General features: G+C 62.8%; 20 protein-coding genes. 4 read left to right on the forward strand and 16 right to left on the reverse strand.

Translation table 11 applies throughout. From position 1 onward, the window contains the following. Positions 1 to 977: 977 nt before the first annotated feature. The 16 genes from AB7813_RS00435 to AB7813_RS00510 form a co-directional block, all read right to left on the reverse strand. The gene (locus tag AB7813_RS00435) at positions 978 to 1,235 is read right to left on the reverse strand and encodes a hypothetical protein (RefSeq protein WP_441227867.1); all 258 of its coding nucleotides are present in this window, start codon (positions 1,233 to 1,235) and stop codon (positions 978 to 980) included. A gap of 113 nt (positions 1,236 to 1,348) precedes the next feature. Then, positions 1,349 to 2,602: a multidrug effflux MFS transporter gene (locus tag AB7813_RS00440; RefSeq protein WP_439083668.1), complete on the reverse strand. Its 1,254-nt coding sequence runs from the start codon at positions 2,600 to 2,602 to the stop codon at positions 1,349 to 1,351. Positions 2,603 to 2,755: 153 nt separating this feature from the next. After that, positions 2,756 to 3,424 (reverse strand): pyroglutamyl-peptidase I family protein, encoded by a 669-nt coding sequence (locus tag AB7813_RS00445; protein WP_439083667.1) that lies wholly within the window; start codon positions 3,422 to 3,424, stop codon positions 2,756 to 2,758. Positions 3,425 to 3,625: 201 nt separating this feature from the next. After that, on the reverse strand, positions 3,626 to 4,609 hold the full coding sequence (gene meaB / locus AB7813_RS00450) for a methylmalonyl Co-A mutase-associated GTPase MeaB (protein WP_439083666.1): 984 nt from the start codon (positions 4,607 to 4,609) through the stop codon (positions 3,626 to 3,628). Further along, positions 4,606 to 5,403 carry a hypothetical protein gene (locus AB7813_RS00455; RefSeq protein WP_439083665.1) on the reverse strand — a complete coding sequence of 266 codons (798 nt, stop codon included), beginning with the start codon at positions 5,401 to 5,403 and terminating at the stop codon, positions 4,606 to 4,608. Before AB7813_RS00455 ends, meaB begins: the two co-directional genes overlap by 4 nt. Further along, a complete protein-coding gene (locus AB7813_RS00460; RefSeq protein WP_175367531.1) occupies positions 5,400 to 5,735 on the reverse strand; it encodes a HepT-like ribonuclease domain-containing protein in 336 nt (111 codons plus the stop codon). The genes AB7813_RS00455 and AB7813_RS00460 overlap by 4 nt, the downstream gene beginning before the upstream one ends. Next, a complete protein-coding gene (locus AB7813_RS00465) occupies positions 5,735 to 6,052 on the reverse strand; it encodes a nucleotidyltransferase family protein (protein ID WP_093759043.1) in 318 nt (105 codons plus the stop codon). The genes AB7813_RS00460 and AB7813_RS00465 overlap by 1 nt, the downstream gene beginning before the upstream one ends. A gap of 35 nt (positions 6,053 to 6,087) precedes the next feature. Further along, a complete protein-coding gene (scpA, locus tag AB7813_RS00470; protein WP_439083664.1) occupies positions 6,088 to 8,241 on the reverse strand; it encodes a methylmalonyl-CoA mutase in 2,154 nt (717 codons plus the stop codon). Next, positions 8,238 to 8,411, reverse strand: coding sequence for a hypothetical protein (locus tag AB7813_RS00475; protein ID WP_170849709.1), 174 nt, complete (start codon positions 8,409 to 8,411; stop codon positions 8,238 to 8,240). The genes scpA and AB7813_RS00475 overlap by 4 nt, the downstream gene beginning before the upstream one ends. Positions 8,412 to 8,440: 29 nt before the next feature. After that, positions 8,441 to 8,908 (reverse strand): GFA family protein, encoded by a 468-nt coding sequence (locus AB7813_RS00480; RefSeq protein WP_093759041.1) that lies wholly within the window; start codon positions 8,906 to 8,908, stop codon positions 8,441 to 8,443. An 11-nt stretch (positions 8,909 to 8,919) separates the two neighbouring features. Next, the gene (locus AB7813_RS00485) at positions 8,920 to 10,791 is read right to left on the reverse strand and encodes a methylmalonyl-CoA mutase family protein (RefSeq protein WP_439083663.1); all 1,872 of its coding nucleotides are present in this window, start codon (positions 10,789 to 10,791) and stop codon (positions 8,920 to 8,922) included. A gap of 260 nt (positions 10,792 to 11,051) precedes the next feature. Beyond that, positions 11,052 to 11,543 (reverse strand): 2-amino-4-hydroxy-6-hydroxymethyldihydropteridine diphosphokinase, encoded by a 492-nt coding sequence (gene folK, locus AB7813_RS00490; protein ID WP_089266998.1) that lies wholly within the window; start codon positions 11,541 to 11,543, stop codon positions 11,052 to 11,054. Positions 11,544 to 11,546: 3 nt separating this feature from the next. Further along, positions 11,547 to 11,912 carry a dihydroneopterin aldolase gene (gene folB / locus AB7813_RS00495; protein WP_089266999.1) on the reverse strand — a complete coding sequence of 122 codons (366 nt, stop codon included), beginning with the start codon at positions 11,910 to 11,912 and terminating at the stop codon, positions 11,547 to 11,549. Then, positions 11,909 to 12,754 (reverse strand): dihydropteroate synthase, encoded by an 846-nt coding sequence (gene folP, locus AB7813_RS00500; protein WP_089267000.1) that lies wholly within the window; start codon positions 12,752 to 12,754, stop codon positions 11,909 to 11,911. The genes folB and folP overlap by 4 nt, the downstream gene beginning before the upstream one ends. A gap of 235 nt (positions 12,755 to 12,989) precedes the next feature. Beyond that, the gene (locus AB7813_RS00505; protein ID WP_089267001.1) at positions 12,990 to 13,397 is read right to left on the reverse strand and encodes a DUF4332 domain-containing protein; all 408 of its coding nucleotides are present in this window, start codon (positions 13,395 to 13,397) and stop codon (positions 12,990 to 12,992) included. A gap of 74 nt (positions 13,398 to 13,471) precedes the next feature. Continuing rightward, entirely contained in the window at positions 13,472 to 13,837 is a 366-nt protein-coding gene (locus AB7813_RS00510; protein WP_068734292.1) for a hypothetical protein, read from the reverse strand. A 368-nt stretch (positions 13,838 to 14,205) separates the two neighbouring features. Here AB7813_RS00510 and AB7813_RS00515 point away from each other — a divergent pair, with 368 nt between their 5' ends. The 4 genes from AB7813_RS00515 (at position 14,206) to AB7813_RS00530 (ending at position 19,101) form a co-directional block, all read left to right on the forward strand. Continuing rightward, positions 14,206 to 15,828 (forward strand): helicase HerA-like domain-containing protein, encoded by a 1,623-nt coding sequence (locus tag AB7813_RS00515; RefSeq protein ID WP_439063505.1) that lies wholly within the window; start codon positions 14,206 to 14,208, stop codon positions 15,826 to 15,828. 137 nt (positions 15,829 to 15,965) lie between these two features. Next, the gene (locus tag AB7813_RS00520) at positions 15,966 to 17,258 is read left to right on the forward strand and encodes a glycosyltransferase family 87 protein (RefSeq protein WP_439064604.1); all 1,293 of its coding nucleotides are present in this window, start codon (positions 15,966 to 15,968) and stop codon (positions 17,256 to 17,258) included. Between the two features lie 12 nt (positions 17,259 to 17,270). Next, positions 17,271 to 18,674: a M20/M25/M40 family metallo-hydrolase gene (locus tag AB7813_RS00525; RefSeq protein ID WP_231077372.1), complete on the forward strand. Its 1,404-nt coding sequence runs from the start codon at positions 17,271 to 17,273 to the stop codon at positions 18,672 to 18,674. Positions 18,675 to 18,885: 211 nt separating this feature from the next. Beyond that, positions 18,886 to 19,101, forward strand: coding sequence for a hypothetical protein (locus tag AB7813_RS00530; protein ID WP_093759036.1), 216 nt, complete (start codon positions 18,886 to 18,888; stop codon positions 19,099 to 19,101). The last annotated feature ends 54 nt before the right edge of the window (positions 19,102 to 19,155 follow it).

Below are 19,155 nucleotides of genomic sequence, written 5' to 3' on the forward strand. Positions count from 1 at the left end.
GATGACACCTGTGGTGCGGCGCCTTCATCGCGCCATCGTTGATTCAACTGTCAAACAGCCACTGCTCTAGACAACACGTGCGCTTCAGACATGCGTCATCGCCCCCATTGTTTGCGGCGCGGGGGCGCCGTCGTCTCTTGCATTCCCGCCCCCTTGTGAGAGGGCGTGCGGAACGCCGGGTGCCCGTTGCACCCTTGGGCCTGATGCGAATGCGGTCTTCCGCAATCTGGAGTGCATCAGGACTTTCGGAGGCGCCGAGCGATTGCCCGGCGTTCCGCATGCGGTGTTTTTTCGGTTGCTTGCACATCTGCCATGGCGAACGGTCCCATCACCAAAATTAATGTCCCAGGGCGGAGGGACAGGGTAGCCGCAAAGCACTTGGCCGAACGCGTTTTGACTTGGTCGTCCGTCACACTGTCCAAGGGATCTTTCCATCTCAAGGTCGGCCGTGTCCTTGCCAGTGGCAGTGCTGGCGCAGATCCTCCTGCCCGAAGACAGACGTCCCCCATGAACCGCGTGACGCCGCATCTCCGGCGTCCACCGCATCCCACCCCGCGAACGTGACGATCGCGATCGCCCCTCTCGGTGGGGCAGGACGAAGGGGAATATAATCAAGTTAGGGATGCTGTCAATGAGGAATAGGAAAAAATGTTTAGGTGCGGTCTTGCCGCCCCACACTTGTCATTCCCAGGCAAACCAATTGGTTTGCCTGGGGGCGCGGGCGCACCTTCGCGCACGCGAACCCCGAATCTCAGCATGGGAGTCTCCGATCGTGCCAAACACATCGAGATTCCGGGTTCGCACTTCAGCGGCTTCGCCGCTTGCGTGCGCCCCGGAATGACAAGTGTGGATCGGGATTCCCCGGCTGAGGTTTGCGTTCTGTCGGCTTTGCTAAGACCGCGCCCCCGGAGTTTGGACCAACGGGGGAGCGTGCAGGCGCATAATTTCGGACGTCGCTTCGCTGGGCGCCCCGCGCGCTATCGTCCCTTCAGCGCGAGCTGGAAATCCTTCTCGGCCTGGGCGTCGCGCTCGTTCTTTTCCGGGCATTCGCCGGGCTCCGCGTGGCAGGGACGGATCTCGTAGTCGTTGTCGAGCACGCGGCGCGGTGTCGGCTTCGCATTCTTGGCTTCGACATCGGTGACAAGGCCGCTCTCCGCGGCGAGTTTCCAGACGTCGGCTTCGGTCGGATAGGATTTGCTCAGTTTCGCGTCGTCACAGAACAGTGCGTAGGGCATCGGATTGCTCCGGTAAAAATTGATAACGTTCATGGCGGCGCCGGGTTCGCCCCGACGTATTCCCAGACATTTCAAAATTGCGCGGCGGCCGTTCGGCTGCGTCGCGAGAGCGTTCAGCTCACCATCTTGTGAGACTTGAACAGGCGGCCCCTTTCCACCACGAGGATCACCGCGAATGCAGTGAGGGTGCAAAGAAAAAGGCCGGTCGCGAACGGCAGCAGAGTGCCGTCATAGTGCTGGCCGATAACCGTGCCGATGGCGATACCCAGCAGCGTGGTCAGCGTCCCGTAGAGCGAGGAGGCCGTGCCGGCGATGTGGCCCTGCGGCTCCATCGCCAGTGCGGTGAAATTCGAGAACATCAGGCCGAAGGCAAACATCATCAGCATCGACAGCGCGATGAACAACCATAGCGGCATGAAGCCCATCGCCACGGCCAATAACATCGCCGCGCCAGCAGTGACGAAACCGAGCAGGGCGCCGTGGGAGAGTGCGCGCATGCCAAGGCGATGGACTACGCGCGAGTTGAAGAAGCTGGCCGCAGCGACGCCGAAAGCGATGGAAGCAAAGGCAAGCGGGAAATATGGCCCGAGATGGAAAATCTCGGTGAACACCTGCTGCGACGTAAACACGAAAGCGAACAGTGCGCCCTGCAGGATGCCGGCAGCGAGGCCGTAACCGAGCGTCTGCCGATGGCTGACGGTTTGCCGATAGGCATAGAGCACATCACGAATGGCGAGTGAGCGGCGTTTGGCGACCGGCAGCGTCTCCGGCATTCGCCAGGCACTCCATGCCAGCGTCAGAAGGCCGTATAGCATCAGCACGACAAAGATGCCCCGCCATTCCGTGAACACCATCAGGGCCTGCCCGAAAGACGGGGCGATGACCGGCACGGAAATGAAAACCATGATGGCCAGTGACATGACGCTGGCCATGCGACCGCCGGCATAGCAGTCCCGGACGATCGACACCGCGATCACGCGCGTCGCCGCGGTGCCGACGCCCTGCAGCAGGCGGGCAAGCAGTAGGATTTCGAACGACGGTGCGAACAGCGCGAGCACGCTCGCGGCGCAATAGACGGCCATTCCGCCGAGCAGGATGGGGCGCCGACCGTAGCGGTCCGACAGCGGGCCCATGGCGAATTGGGCCACGCCGAAGCCGAGCAGGAAGACCGAGAGGACGGTCTGAAGGTGGTTGGCATCAGGGACCTTGAAGGCCGCACCGATATGCGGCAGCGCCGGCAGCATGATGTCCATGGCAAGCGGATTCAGCGCCATGATCGAAGCGATCACGACGACGAATTCGCCAAATTTCATTGGGCTATGGGTCGATGACACCGCGAGGGGGGCGTCGGCGTTGATGTCGGTCACAAAGCTGTCCCTGAGAGCATTCCCGCCATTAGGGTCTTCATGTTGCGATGCACAAGTTGACTTTCGGCATGGCTGCGTCGCGGAAACCGGCGGAATTTCCCCAACTTATGAATTAATGTTCAGAGAATAACCGGGGGCGCCGTCTCGACGGCCTCACACCCCGGAATTCCGGGCTGCGTCACGCAGCTTGACCCGGGTCATGCGGATCATTTCCAGCAGGATCGCTTCACCGGTATCGGTGAGCTCGTCGGAGGTCATGCGGTGCGAGGTGGTGTCTTGTGCCAGCAGCGGCACATGGACGAAGGCCGCGAGGCGTGGCCCGTTCGGCGCGCGGGTGGCCTCGATGCTGCGCCAGGACAGGTAATTGCAGAGATAGCGGCCGGCATCGCGTGAGGGGCGCACGTCGGCGCCACTGGCGAGGGCAGCCCGGAACAGACGCGCCGTGTGCGGGCCGAACATCTGCGCGTCAGCGCCCGGAACAATGCTGGCGCGGCGCACCGTTGTGTGGCCGGCATCGGGCCACAGCATCGACACCGCGTTGCGGGCGCGCGTCTCGATCCGGATATAGGGCGTGCGTGCGGCGAGGCCGAACATCAGCAGCGCGTCCGGACGATGGCGGGCGATCAGTTCGGGCAGTTCGCGATCGACGGTGGCATAGGTGACGTCGAAAATATGTGCGATGCGGGTGATATCCGCGAAAGCGGGGCGGCGCAGCGTTGCGAGTTTTCGCACCAGCGCCTGCGTTGGATTGAACGGCGCGCCGGGGAACGGGCCGAAGCCGGTGATGAGGATGCGGGGGGATGTACCGGAACGGTTCAACATTCGCCTCCATGATCGCGACGGCGCGCTAACCTCTCCCCGCTTGCGGGGAGAGGTCGTCTGTAACATGCGAAGCATGTGGAAGGCGGGTGAGGGGGGACTCTCCACGAAATAGGAGCAAGTGGATAGTCCCACTCACCCGTCTGGCTTCGCTGCGCTCCGCCAGCCGACCTCTCCCCGCAAGCGGGGAGAGGTTAGGGCGCGCTACCTCAACAACTCCACGATCGCTTCCGCCGCGACGGCCGGCGTCATCGTGCCGTCGGCGACGTCGCGTTCGACCTGTTTGACCTTGCTGCGAATGCCGGGATCGCTGCGCAGCCGCGCCTTCAACCGATCCTCCAGCATGGTCCACATCCATTTCACCTGCTGCTCGCGGCGGCGGCCGGCGAAATCGCCGGAGGCATTCATGGCGGTGCGATGCGCGACGACCTTGTCCCAGAGCTCGGTGATACCCGTCTTGGTCAATGCCGAATAGGTCACGACCGGCGGATGCCAGTGCTCCGAGCGCGGCGCCAGGATATGCAGCGCGCCGCGATAATCTCCAGCGGTGATATTGGCGCGCTTCAGATTGTCGCCGTCGGCCTTGTTGATGGCAATCATGTCGGCGAGTTCGATCAGGCCTTTCTTGATGCCCTGCAACTCGTCGCCGCCGCCGGGCAACATCAGTGCCAGAAAGAAGTCGGTCATATCGCAGACCGCGGTTTCCGACTGGCCGATGCCGACGGTCTCCACCAGCACCACGTCGAAACCTGCCGCCTCACACAGCAACATGGCCTCGCGCGTTTTCGCCGCGACGCCGCCGAGCGTGCCGGAGGACGGCGAGGGACGGATGAAGGCATTCGGGTGGGCGGACAGATCGTTCATCCGTGTCTTGTCGCCGAGGATCGAACCGCCGGTGCGCGCCGAGGAGGGATCGACCGCCAGCACCGCGACCTTGTGGCCCTTGTCGATCAGATACATGCCGAGCACATCGATGGTGGTCGATTTGCCGACGCCGGGCGAGCCGGTGATACCGACGCGAAACGCATTACCCGTGGCGGGTAGCAGCGCCTGGACGAGTTCGCGCGCCGCGGCCTGATGATCGGCGCGGCGGCTTTCCACCAGCGTGATCGCCCGCGCCAGCGCGGCGCGGCCGCCGGCGCGGAGGTCTTTGGCGAGCGCGTCGATGTCGATGGGGGCTTTCGTCACTGCGGCCCCTTGTCGTCGTCCTTCGGCCGCTCGCCGCCGAAGATCGCGCTGCCTTCGGCCGACAGATATGGCTTGAGTTTCTCCCACGGCACGAAGGCGTCGTAATCACCTTCGGCATAAGAGCCGACCGCATAGGGGCCGTAATGGAAGCTGAGGCCGGAGCTCTTGCCGGTCGACGTCGACGGCGCCAGCGATACCGGCCCGATCTTGAGCAGCTTCGGTTCCAGCGCGTCGACGAGGCTCATGTCGGGATTGTCGTTGTCGCGTTTTTTCTTCTCGAGTTTCAGATCGGCGACGACCGCATCGCGGATCGCCGTCATCGCCGGCCCGCCATCGGCGAGCTCGGTGAAGAAAGGGCGGATGCTGATCATCTTGCCGGCCTGCCTGTCCCACAGCAGCGTGTCGTTGGCACGATTGGGATGCGCGCCGCCGGTGTAGTTGTAGTCCGCGCGAATGATGCTGACATAGCGGCCGGAGACGAGCGAGCTCTGCGTATAGCTGCGCTCCGATTCCCAGGGCCGGTTGCGGATATCGGCAGGCAGATCGCGCATGTCCTTGCGCTGCTCGGCCAGTTCCTTCAGCGTCTTCGCAGCCCAGCCATTGCTGGCGGATGTGAGATATTTCAGCAGCGGCGCATCGGACTTGATCGCGGCATCGAAGAACACGGCGACCTCGGTGTATTTGGCCTTGAGCTGGATGTCGGGCTTTGGCTCGGCGGCGAGGGCGGGCGCGATGCATGGCAGTGCGAGGAGCAAAGCCGCAAGCAGCGACTGATGAAAGGCACGTATAGTCATTCGCGGATGACGCTTTCAACAAAGGCTTTGAGGGGAGGCAGGTCATTCTGCACGATCTGCCAGACTTCGTCCGCATCCGTTAGATGATAAGCGTGACGGAGGTGATTTCCGAAATCATTCATTCTTCGCCAATTGATATGCGGAGCGAGAATCTTGACGTTATCCGGTAACCGCAATGACGCTTCGCAGATGATGGCAAGGAAGCGCTCTACCGCACCGCGAACAACTTCGTCTTCGGCGAACTGATCCGGCGCCATGCCGCTCGTGACGCGCTCGATGAGATGAACGCGATCAAGAATGTCTTTCAGACGATCTTCGGACGTGGGAGGCATCAAAACACCTCGATCAGATCGTCGGCCATGCGTTCCCTGATGCGAGGTGTCAATTCGGTTGGAAACATGACGTGCGGCCAAATTCCAATCGTATCTTCGATGAGATGCATGACCTTGAACAGATCGAAGCGTCGCGCTGAAGACGCTCTGTCGAACGTCTCAATCAAAATATCCAGATCGCTGTCCGGCCGTGCGTCACCGCGAACCCTAGAGCCGAACACGGCCAGCCGCGTCACGCCTTCTGCCTTGATGGCAGGCGCAATCGCTCGCAGTTTTGCGAGGATCGTCTCCAGCGGGATGTCGATCACGTCGGTCATCCCGCGATCCTACCACGTTTGCCGTGACGCCGCAGCTACGCCGCCGCCTCGCTGTGGCCCAGCCGCGCATTGAGCTTGTGGATCAGCTCTTCGGCCGCCTCGGAGATCACCGTGCCGGGCGGGAAGATCGCCTCCGCGCCGGCCTTGTAGAGTTCGTCGTAATCCTGCGGCGGGACGACGCCGCCGATGATGATCATGATGTCCTCGCGGCCCTGCTTCTTGAGTGCGGCCTTCAGCTCCGGCACCGCGGTGAGATGGGCTGCGGCCAGCGAGGAGAGGCCGAGGATGTGTACGTCATTCTCGACGGCCTGCCGCGCGGCTTCGTCGGCGGTGGCGAAGAGCGGCCCGATATCGACGTCGAAGCCGACATCCGCGAAGGCCGAAGCGATCACCTTCTGGCCGCGGTCATGGCCATCCTGACCAATTTTGGCGACGAGAATACGCGGACGGCGGCCCTCGGCGTCCTCGAAGGCGTCGATCAGCGCCTGAACCTTCTGGACCTTGTCGTTCATGGTGGACGCCTCGCGCTTGTAGACACCGGTGATGGATTTGATCTCGGCGCGGTGGCGGCCGAACACCTTTTCCATCGCATCGGAAATTTCGCCGACGGTGGCCTTGGCCCGCGCGGCATCGATCGCCAGCGCTAGCAGGTTGCCGTTGCCGTCCTTGGCCGAGCGCGTCAGCGCCGCCAGCGCGGCATCGACGTCGGCCTGGCTGCGCTCGCCACGAAGCCTCTTCAATTTGTCGATCTGCAGCCGGCGCACGGTGGAGTTTTCCACCTTGAGCACGTCGAGCGCTTCTTCATTTTCCGGCTTGTATTTGTTGACGCCGATCACCGCCTGACGGCCGGCATCGATGCGTGCCTGCGTCTTGGCCGAGGCTTCCTCGATGCGCAGCTTCGGCACGCCGGCCTCGATGGCCTTGGCCATGCCGCCGAGTTCTTCCACTTCCTGGATGTGCGCCCAGGCCTTGGTGGCGAGATCGTGGGTGAGACGTTCGACGTAATAGGAGCCGCCCCATGGATCGATGATGCGGTTGGTGCCGGTTTCCTGCTGCAGGAACAGCTGCGTGTTGCGGGCGATGCGCGCGGAGAAGTCGGTCGGCAGCGCCAATGCTTCGTCGAGCGCGTTGGTGTGCAGCGACTGGGTGTGGCCCTGTGTCGCCGCCATCGCCTCGATGGTGGTGCGCATCACGTTGTTGTAGACGTCCTGCGCGGTCAGCGACCAGCCCGAGGTCTGGCAATGGGTGCGCAGCGAAAGCGATTTCGGGTCCTTCGGATTGAACTGCGTCAGGAGCTTGGCCCACAGCAGCCGCGCGGCGCGCATCTTGGCGACTTCCATGAAGAAGTTCATGCCGATCGCCCAGAAGAACGACAGCCGCGGCGCAAAGCGGTCGACGTCGATACCTGCGGCGAGACCGGCACGGAGATATTCGACGCCGTCGGCCAGCGTATAGGCGAGTTCGAGATCCTGCGTCGCGCCGGCTTCCTGCATGTGATAGCCGGAGATCGAAATCGAATTGTACTTGGGCATCTTCTGTGAGGTGTAGGCGAAGATGTCGGAGATGATCCGCATCGAGGGCGTCGGCGGGTAGATATAGGTGTTGCGCACCATGAACTCCTTCAGAATGTCATTCTGAATCGTTCCGGTCAGCTTCTCCGGCGGCACGCCCTGTTCTTCGGCGGCGGCGACATAGAGCGCGAGGATTGGCAGCACCGCGCCGTTCATGGTCATCGACACGCTCATCTGGTCGAGCGGAATACCGGCGAACAACGTGCGCATGTCATAGATCGAGTCGATCGCCACGCCGGCCATGCCGACGTCGCCCGACACGCGCGGATGATCCGAGTCATAGCCGCGATGGGTGGCGAGATCGAACGCGACCGAGAGGCCCTTCTGGCCGGCGGCGAGGTTGCGGCGATAAAAGGCGTTGGAATCTTCCGCGGTGGAGAACCCGGCATATTGCCGGATCGTCCAGGGCTGGTTGACATACATGGTGGGGTAGGGGCCGCGCAGGAATGGCGCGATGCCCGGATAGGTGTCGAGGAAGTCAATGCCGGCGACATCGGCTTCGCCATAGCCCGGCTTCACCAGAATGCCTTCGGGTGTCAGCCATGGCTCGCCCTGCGATGGCGCACCGGCGGCGATGGGCGAGAAAGCGATGTTGGTGAAGTCAGGAATCTTGGTCATGGTCGTTTCTCGAATTCTCGATTGCGTTCGATGAGTCTCTGAACGTTCTTCTTGTAGGTCGGGTCGTCTGACGGGGGCGTTTCAGTTTTCCGCCAGAGTACCACGTCAAACACTTTTTCAAGCACCTTGGCGATCGGCCACATCAGCAAGTCGAATAGCAAACTGCCCATGCGCGCGATCCTTGTTGAAACACGCTATCTCAATCATGATCCGGATGCTGATAGCTGAACACTTCCGCGCATTTCTCCGGTCCGAAATTCTGCATGGTGGTCTTGCTCGGCAGGTTCGACACATTGCCGACCCAGCCCAGGCGTGACTCCGTGCCGAATTGCTGCGTCGGCACCACGCGGTCCGGGCGGTCGAAGGCGCCGGTCATGATCTCGATCTTGGGGCCGCCGATGGCGCGGTAGCTCAGCGGCGTGCCGCATTTGGCGCAGAAGTCACGTTCCGCAATCGACGATGACTTGAACGCCGCCGGCTTGCCGCGGGTCCACGCAAAGTTCTCGTTCGGGATATCGGCGAGCGAGGCGAATGGCGCGCCGGTGGCCTTCTGGCACATGCGGCAATGGCAGATGCTGACCCGGGTCGGCGCAGCCGACAGCGCAAAGCGGATCGCGCCGCATTGGCAGCCGCCGGTCAGCGCGGGTTTGCTCGCCGTTGCCGTCATGGCTTACTCCATCAGGCCGAATTTAGTAGATCGTGGGCCTGCACCAGCATCGCCAGCGCATCGCCGCCGGCAATGATAAAATCCCTAACGCCTGCGTCGCGCAAGGGCGCCTCGAGGTCGCCGGGGCGGCCTGCCAGATAGATATGCTTCGCGCCGGCGGCCTGAAGCGCTTTTGCTGCGGGCGCGGCCTGGCCGGCATAGAGCTTGTCGGACGAGCAGATACATACCAGCGCGGCACCGGAGGCCTTCCAGGCCTTGGCGAGTTCGGCCGGATCGGCGAATCCGTCGCTGTCGAGGGCTTCGATGCCGCCGGTCTCGAAAAAGCTCTTGGCGAAGGTCGCGCGTGCCGTGAAATCGGCTGGCGTGCCGAGATTGGCCAGGAACACCTTCGGACGGGCACCCTTGCGCGCCAGCAGGTGATCCGATTTGTCGCGCAGCACCTCGAAGGGCGAGGCCAGCCGGATCGGTTCCAGCGGGTTGAACTTGATCTTGTCCTTGCCATAGGGCTTGCCGGGGATCGGCTTGACCTTCAGCACACTGGCACGTGCTTCATGCAGGTTCGGGAATTCGCTGGCGCCGGTGAGCACTTCGCGGCGCTTGGCGACGCTGGCCTGACGCGCAGCGCGGGTGGCGGCGACCTTCGGCTGGATCACATTGTTGCCAAGCGCGGGGAAGGCGCCGCCGGCTTTTTCGATGTCCTGGAACTGCGCCCATGCGGCGTCGCACAGTTCGCGCGTGAGCGCCTCGATGCCGCCGGCACCGGCGGCGGGATCGGTGACCTTGGCGAGATTGGACTCTTCCAGCAGCACCAGTTGGGTGTTGCGCGCAGCACGGCGCGCAAAGCCATCGGGCAGGCCGAGCGCCAGCGTATGCGGTAGCACGCAGATGGAGTTGGCACCGCCGAGGCCCGCAGCGAATGTCGCCATGGTGGCGCGCAGCATGTTCACATAGGGATCGCGCTGCGTAAGCATGCGCCATGCGGTGTCGGCAGCGATGAACAGCGGCTTCGGCACGAGGCCGCAGCTTTCCTCGATGCGCGCCCACAAGAGGCGCAGCGCGCGGAATTTCGCCATGGTGAGAAACTGATCGGCATCAGCCGCGAGACGCGCATAGACCATGCCGCGGGCCGTCTCGAGCGGAATGTTATGGTCTTCCATCGCGCGCAGATAGGACACCATCACCGCGAGGACGTAGGACAGTTCCTGCACTTCGGAGCCGCCGGCATCGTGAATGATGCGGCCGTCGGCAACGGCGAACGGGCCCTTGAAGCCTTGTGCGGCGAGCTTCTTGATGGTGTCGGTGACGGCGGGCGCCATCTCCCACCAGTTATAGGCGCTGGTGCCCCATACGGCGGTGGCGCCGATGGGATCGAGGCCAAAGCGGATATCGCATGTGGCGGGATCGATGCCCTTCGTCTTGATGTAATCGGCGAGATGCGTCACGGCCATGCGCGACTGCGGGCCGGCATGGAGTTCGATGCCGATGCCGGCGTCGAGATAGATGCCGTCGAACAGCGTCTCGATGGTGTCGGGCGAGGCGACGAGGCCGAACCCCCGCGCGCCATTGGCACCTTCGAACACCAGCGTGAGACCAGTGGCGCCGTTTTCGAGATCGTGCAGCGCCTGCTTGTTCGACTTGCCGGCATCCGGGTGGTCGATCCGCTGCATGATCTGCCATGGCGCCGCGGCCGGCCGGCTGGCAATCGGCGCCGCATCCTGGGCGCGCGGATAGATCGGCTGGATCTTGACGCCGTCATAGGTCTTGCTGATCAGCTTCTCGAACGGCGCGCCTTTCAGCACGCCATCGACGAGCTTGCGCCAGTCATCGTAACTCGCAGGCGCAAAATCGGCGGCCAGCCGCAGGTCGTCAGTCGCAGTCGACATTGAGGAACTTCACTCCCGGTATTGCTTCGTGGTTGAGCCGGAAAATGCCATGCCGAGAAGGGGTTGCCAATGGCTGTTCGAGCATGGGGATGCGCGGAATTGGCGCTTTCTTCCCTCTCCCCGCAATGCGGGGAGAGGGTGGCGTCGCGCAGCGACGACGGGTGAGGGGCGGGGCACAGAGCTAAACCAATCTGGTCCGAGCTGGTCGCGCCGTGGGATCTGCGAGTGATCTTGTGAGGATAGTTCCGGCGTGTTGGCGCTCAATCGAGGTCGGGCAGCTTCTCGATGCCGGCGGTTGAGAGCGCCTTCAGATGCTCGGCAACGGTCTTGCCCGCGATCACCCGCTCCGGGGCGATCTCGGCTAGCGGCACCAGAACGAAGGCGCGGGTGGTGGCGCGCGGGTGGGGCAGGTGCAGTTCCGGCTTGGCGATGACCACGTCGTCATAGGCGATCATGTCGAGATCGAGCGGCCGCGGACCCCAGTGCCCCTCGGCAACGCGGTTGCGGCCGAACTTGTGTTCGATCCTGTGCAGCGTGAACAACAGCGCGTGCGGATCGAGTTCGGTCTCGATCTCGATTGCCGCATTGACGAAGTGGTCCTGCGGCACATCGCCGACTGGCGGCGTGCTGTAGTCTGCCGAGCGTTCGATCAACGCGGCCTGCGTCATGCCGCAGATATTGCCGATCGCCTTGCGGAAGGTCATGCGGACATCGCCGACATTGCCGCCGAGCGCGATGAGGACGCTGGCCATCGGTTACGCCCGCGATCTGCGCAGCACCACGCCGACATCGTCGAAGATCGCGGCGATCGGCGCGTGCGGCTTGTGCACGGTGACCTTGACCGAGCTGATGCGCGGAAAATCCGCGAGCACCGCATCGGCCACCGCACCGGCAGCGCGTTCCAGCAGCTTGTAATTGGTGTCCTTGAAAGCGGCGATCGCGGTGGCGACGACATTGGCATAGGACACGGTATCGGCAAGGCGGTCGGTGCGCGAGGCAAGGTCGATATCGGCATCGAGTTCGAGATCGATGACGAAGCGCTGCCCGACGACGCCTTCGTAGTCGAGCACGCCGTGATGGGCATGCACGGATACGCCCTTGATGAAGATCATGTCGGTCATCTTAAGTCCTCGATGGCTGCGGTGACGCGCAGGGCCTGAACGGTTTCCGCGACGTCATGGGCGCGGACGATTTTGGCGCCGTGCCGCACCGCCAGCAGATGCGCGGCGAGGGATCCGCCGATGCGCTGCTGCGGCTCCGACGGTACGACGGTCGATATGAATTTCTTGCGCGAGGCGGCGATCAGCACCGGCAGGCCGAAGCTGGTCAGCGCGTCGAACCGCGCCAGCGCAATCATGCTCTGCTCAGGCGTCTTGCCGAAGCCGATGCCGGGGTCGAGTACGATGTGGCCCGCAGGGATGCCGGCCCTGGCGGCGATCTCCAGCGAGCGCGCGAAGAAGCTTTTCATGTCGGCGACGATATCGATGCTGCCATCGACCTCGTCGCGGTTATGCATGACGACCACAGGCGCGCTGTGCTCGGCGATGACGCGCGCCATGTCGGGATCGCGCTGCAGTCCCCAGATGTCATTGGCGATGGCGACGCCGGCGGCGAGCGCTTTCGCGACGACGGACGCCTTCATGCTGTCGATCGACACCGGCGTGCCGAGCGCGACCACGTCGGCCAGCACCGGCACGAGCCGCGCCCATTCTTCATCGGCGGTGACAGGCCGGGACCCATAGGGGCGCGTGGACTCGGCGCCGATGTCGATGATCCCCGCGCCCTCGGCGATCATTCGCCTGGCCTGCGCCAGCGCACGCTCGGGGGCATCGAACTGGCCGCCATCGGAGAAGGAATCCGGGGTGACGTTCAGGATACCCATCACGGCAGGCACCGGCGATGCCAGCAGCGCGGCCAGCACCGGGTGGACCGTCGGAGCAGACGTTGTCGGACGCGCGATCATGAGGTCGCTTTGCGCGGTCGGGGGGAGGGAGTCAAGATGGATCAAAACGTCATTCCGGGGCGCATGCGGCGTGAGCCGCAGGCGAACCCGGAATCTTGCAGCGTGAAGCGATCCGGCGTTTCAGCCATCTCGGGATTCCCCGTCACTCCAATCGGAGTGGCTGAGGTTCACGCTCCGCTAGCGCTGCGCGTGCCCTCAGGCACACCAATTGGTGTGCCGGGGAATGACGAGAGGCTCAATACGAAATCTTCAGCGGCAGCTGGCGGGCCTTTTCGATCAGGTCGCCGACCGACTTCTCGGAGGGCATCACCCGCACCAGCTTGCGCTTGTCGTTGGCCTCGCGCATCGCCTGAGCCAGGCGGGACGGGTTGCGGTGGGTCAATTCGCGTACCGTGTTGACGCCGGAGGCGCGGAGCAGTTCGGCCTTGGCCTTGCCCATGCCGGGGATGCGCAGGTAGTCGGCGAGGTTCGCCCATTCGAGCAGTTGCTGTTCGCTGAACCCGGTCTTGGCAGCGAGTTCCTTGCGGCACTTCGCGGAGTGAGCGGCGTCCAGCAGCCCTTCCATGGTGCGGATGCCTGCCTTTTTCAGTTTGGTCGCGGCGAAGGCCGTCAAACCGTCAATCTTGGAGATGGGATATGTCATGGTACTCAGACGTATGAAGATCGGACGTATGAAGATGCTGGACGCTTACGCGCGGCTGCTGACGTAACAGACGGTCAGGAGAACTGGCTCAGGCCAGGTGTGCCGGCAACGATCTCGTCCATGGCATCCGCGCCGATCTTCTCGCGGCCGAACTTGAACAGTTCGCGCGCGACGCTCTGGATCTCGCCCATGCCGAGGCCGAGACCCATCAGCTTGCTGCCCAGGGCCATGATGCCGCCGCCCATCAGGCTGCTCAATCCACCACCGCCCTCTGACGATGCGATGGCTGCATCCGCACCCGGAATTTTTTCGATGAGCGCATTGACCGGCGCGGCCGGTGCTTCCTTGCGCAGGAACCCCAAGATAATGCCGACAGCCTTTTCAGCCACAGCTTCGTCGATGCCGACCTTTGCGGTCAGCGCTTTGATTAATTCGTCCATGATGCCCCGCCTCACATCGGTTGAGTGCCGATGCCCTTATGTTGAAAAGTGATCTTGAGCCGCTGTGATTCGAATTACAAGCGCGCCAACTCGCCCGACGTGCGATTCAGTGTGATCGCGTATCGAGTGTTGCACCAATGCAAGAGCAAACGTGAAATTTTGGTCAATTGTTCGCAGATGCGACAGCGCCGTACTTTGGAAAGAGCAAAAAGATACGGCTTGTGTTTCGTCCGTGGGAACGACGGACGGGTTTCAGGTGTGGCGGGAACGCTTTGCGTTTCAATCGCTCGCCAAGATGCGGTAAGATCATGGTGAGCCGCAAATTTTTTTGAAATCTTTTTCTTGATGCGCGCGACAGAGGCGATCCGATGGCGACCACCGAACTGAAGTCAGGCGATACCGACGGCAAGATCTTCATCGGCAAGGGCGACCAACCGGCATGGCTGACGCTGGCCCTCGGCAATCGCCACGGTCTCGTCACGGGCGCGACGGGAACAGGTAAAACCGTATCGCTGCAGGTGATGGCGGAGGGCTTTGCACGTGCCGGTGTGCCGGTCTTCGCTGCGGACATCAAGGGCGACCTCTCGGGGATAGCCGAAGTCGGCGAGGGCAAGGACTTTATTTTGCAGCGCGCCAAGGAGATGGCGCTGACGTTCCAGCCCGATCAGTTCTCGACCGTGTTCTGGGACGTGTTCGGCGAGCAGGGCCATCCGGTGCGCGCGACCATCTCGGAGATGGGGCCACTATTGCTGGCGCGGCTGCTCGATCTCAACGATGTGCAGGAAGGCGTGCTCAACGTCGCCTTCCGCGTCGCCGACGAGAACGGTCTGACGCTGCTCGACATGAAGGATCTGCGCGCGCTGCTCGATGCCATCGTGCCGATGACCGCCAAGAAGGACGAGGTCGATCCACTCGCCGATGTCCGCAAGTCAGCCTTGAGCTTCGGAAACGTCACCAAGGCGACGATCGGCACCATCCAGCGCCAATTGCTCGTGCTGGAGAACCAGGGCGCCGATAAATTCTTCGGCGAGCCGGCGCTGGAGCTGAAAGATTTTCTCAAGACCGACCGCGACGGCCGTGGCATGGTCAATATCCTCGTCGCCGACAAGCTGATGTCGAGCCCGCGGCTCTACGCAACCTTCCTGCTGTGGCTGCTCTCGGAACTGTTCGAGGAATTGCCCGAAGTCGGCGACCTGCCGAAGCCCAAACTGGTATTCTTCTTCGACGAGGCGCATCTCTTGTTCAACGATGCGCCGAAGGCGCTGCTCGACAAGATCGAACAGGTCGTGCGCCTGATCCGCTCCAAGGGCGTCGGCGTCTATTTCGTCACCCAGAACCCGATCGATGTGCCCGATCGCGTACTCGCCCAGCTCGGCAATCGCGTTCAGCACGCTCTGCGCGCCTTTACGCCGCGGGACCAGAAGGCGGTGCAGGCGGCAGCACAGACCTTCCGTGCCAATCCGAAACTCGACACGGCCACGGTCATCACCGAACTCGGCAAGGGCGAGGCACTGGTCTCGTTCCTCGAAGGCAACGGCACGCCTGCGATGGTCGAACGCATCATGGTGCGTCCGCCGACCGCACGTATCGGGCCGATCACGCCTGAGGAGCGCAAGGCGATCCTCGCGGCGAGCCCGGTGAAGGGCAAATACGACACCGCGATCGATTCCGAATCCGCCTACGAGACGCTGCAGAAGCGCATCGCCGGCACGGCGGCGACGCCCGCCGAGGCTGGCGACGCGGCGGGCGGTGGTGGCGGCGGATTTCTGGGCCAGCTCGGTGCCATCGTGGGCACCATCTTCGGCACCAATACCGGCCGCAACAGGCTCTCCACCGGCCAGGTGATTGCGCGGAGCGTCACCCGCAGCGTGACCAATAAGGTCGTCGGTGGCATCGTCGCCAATATCGGCAAGCAGGTGGGCGGCTCGCTGGGAAGCTCGATCGGCCGCGAGATCGTGCGCGGGACGCTGGGCGGGATTTTGAAGCGGTAAGTGCCATTCACCACGTCGGTATACGCCGGTCTGCGCCTTTGCAGGTCCGGCGCCATCTGCTACCCACCGCGGTCTGAACGCGCTGCCTTGGTGCGTCTTTGAAGCGGGACTGCGAAGTGACGAAAAGTGACGGCGAAATGCCGGTTTTGCGGTGGCCGTCCTTGCGGCAGCCGCTGGACGTGCTGTTCCTGATCACCTGCGTCCTGCTGACGGCGGATGTGCTCGTCCCGGAAATCTTCGGCAACGGCAAGACCAAGGACTACGCGCTGTGGTTCTGGGCTGGGCGGCAGGTGCTGCATGGTGCGCCGCTCTATGAGGCGAAGACCAATGGTGCGCTGGACTTCATCTATCCACCGCTGTCCGCGGTCTTGCTGGCGCTCCCGAGCTGGTTCGGCAAGATCCCGCTCTATCTCTTGCTCTCGATCTTGAATTCGGCGGCCTGGGCGATCACCAGCCAGCTGTCCAATGCCATGACCGGCTCGAAGAAGATTCCGGCGGCCTGGCTCGCGGCGCTGCCGGGCTTTGCGACCATCACCTTCGTGTTCGACATGTACGATCTCGGCCAGCCCAATCTGGTGCTGCTGGCGATGATGCTGCTCGGCTTCTGGTGGATGCAGAAGGATCGGCCGTGGCTCGGCGGCAGCATGTTTGCGCTCGCCACGGCCATCAAGGTGTTTCCGGTGGCGGTGCTACCCTATCTGATCTGGCGGCGGCACTGGGCGGCCTCGGCCAGCATGATCATCTGCACGCTGCTGTTGCTCTATGTGGTGCCGGCGCCGTTTCGCGGCTTCGCGCGCAATGCGGCCGAGGTGAAGACCTGGTACACCGAAATGGTCGGCTCCAGCTCCGAGAAGGGGTTCGGCCAGCGCGACGAACAGAACTGGTCCTGGGTCAATCAGTCGATCATCGCGATGACGCATCGTCTGGTGCGGCCGATCGATTATTTCCAGGACGATCGCAAGCGTGGATCGGCCACGATGAACGTGATCGATGTCAGCTACAAAACCGCGAACCTGATCGTGCTCGCGGTGTCTGGTCTGATCGGCCTCGGCTTCATTTGGTCGCTTTTGCCGCGATCGAAACTCACGCCGCGCTCACGTGCCGAAGAACTCGGCATCCTGTTCTGCCTGATGACGGTGGCATCGCCGCTGGCGCGGCAATATTACTTCATGTGGCTGTTTCTGCCGCTCACGGTGCTGATGCATCGCGCCGCCGATGATCCCAGGCCGAATGTACGGACCGGGACATGGTGGCTGCTTGGCATCATTGGCGTGCTGATGGCGCTGTCGATCCCGGTATTCCCGGCGATGCTGCAGGCCTGGGGCAATAATCTGCTGGCAACGGCCATCCTCGCAGGCGGATTGATCTGGCATATGCACCACCCGCCGGTGCTGCTAGATTCCACCGAAATTCCGGACCATCACGCTTAAGGAAATTCGCTCATGTCCAATACGCAGCTTGCATCCGTTCTCGATCGCGTCGATGCCGATTTCGACAAGGCCCTGGAGCGGTTGTTCGCGCTGTTGCGGATCCAGTCGATTTCCGCCGATCCGGCTTACGCCGAGGACTGCAAGGCGGCGGCAAAGCATCTGGCCGGCGAGATCGAGGGCCTGGGCTTCAACGCCGAGGTACGGCCGACGGCGGGCCATCCCGCTATCGTCGCCACCGCCAAGGGCAACACCGGCAAGCGGCCGCATGTTCTGTTCTATGGTCATTACGACGTTCAGCCGGTCGATCCGCTGAACCTGTGGCATCGTCCTCCGTTTGAGCCGGTGGTCACCAAACATGCCGATGGCCGCGACATCATCGTTGCGCGCGGTGCGCAGGACGACAAGGGCCAGCTCTCGACCTTCGTGGAAGCCTGCCGGGCCTGGGTGAATGTCACAGGCTCGCTGCCGATCGATCTCACCATCTGCATCGAAGGCGAGGAGGAGGTCGGCTCGAAGAATTTCGTGCCGTTCCTCGAAGCCAACAAGAAGGATCTCGCCGCCGATTTCGCGGTGGTGTGCGACACCGGCATGTGGGACCCGAGCACCCCGGCGATCACCACGTCGCTGCGCGGGCTCGTCTATGAAGAGGTGAAGATCACTGCAGCCAACCGCGATCTGCATTCCGGCATCTATGGCGGCGGTGCGCGCAATCCGATCCGCGTGCTGACCAATATTCTCGGCAAGCTGCATGACGACAATGGCCGCATCACCATTCCCGGCTTCTATGATGGCGTGAAGGATTTGCCTGCCGATATTCTGGCGCAGTGGAAGGGCCTCGGTCTCACCGCGGAGAGCTTCCTCAAGCCGATCGGTCTCTCTATTCCGGCCGGCGAGCGGGGCCGCGAACTGATCGAACAGATCACGTCGCGTCCGACCTGCGATATCAACGGCATCGTCGGTGGGTACACGGGCGAGGGCTCCAAGACGGTGATCGCCTCGCATGCGTCGGCGAAAGTTTCGTTCCGCATCGTCGAGGGTCAGGACCCCGGCAAGATCCGCGATGCGTTCCGGGCTTTCGTCACGTCGCAATTGCCCGGCGATTGCACGGCGGAGTTTCTCGATCATTCCAATGCGCCGGCCATCGCGCTCGACTGGAACATGAAGCCGCTCGCCGCTGCGCGCGATGCGCTGACCGACGAATGGGGCAAGCAGGCGCTGCTGATCGGCTCAGGTGCGTCGATTCCCATCGTCGCGGATTTCAAGCGCACGCTCGGTCTGGACTCGCTCCTGATCGGCTTCGGCCTCGATGACGACAATATCCATTCGCCGAACGAGAAGTACGACCTCAAGAGCTTCCACAAGGGCATCCGGTCGTGGGCGCGGATCATTGCGGCGCTGGCGGATGTGAAGAAGTAAGCTGGCAATAGCCGTCATGCCCGGCATATGCCGGGCATCCACGTCTTGGCCGCGAGCTGAGGCGCGGATGGCCGGGACATCTAGCGAAGCTGCGCTTCGCGCTTTAGCCCGGCCATGACGGAGTGTTGGGATGACGACTGCCTTCGCGTTGACCCACATCAAGGCTTGCGTCAGGCTTTCCTGATCGAAAGACAAAAAAAGGGAGGATGCAATGTCCGCAGCCGAAATCGCCAATACTCATTTCTCTGCCGCGATGGCGGCAGCTCAGACCGCCGGGGTCGATCAGGACAGCGTCTGTCGCTCCCTCGTGAATCTCGTGGTCTCGAAGTATCTGGAGACAAGGACCACGGCTGACGTACAGTCGGAGCTGCATTTCGTTGCCGATAATTGCGATCCCGACACGGATTTTGCGTTCATGCGGCCGTGATCCCAGGCTCGTCATTCCCCGCCATTCCAAGTGGAATGGCCGAGGTTCGCCTGC

The sequence above is a fragment of the Tardiphaga sp. 20_F10_N6_6 genome (genome assembly GCF_052076045.1).
GTDB lineage: Bacteria > Pseudomonadota > Alphaproteobacteria > Rhizobiales > Xanthobacteraceae > Tardiphaga > Tardiphaga robiniae.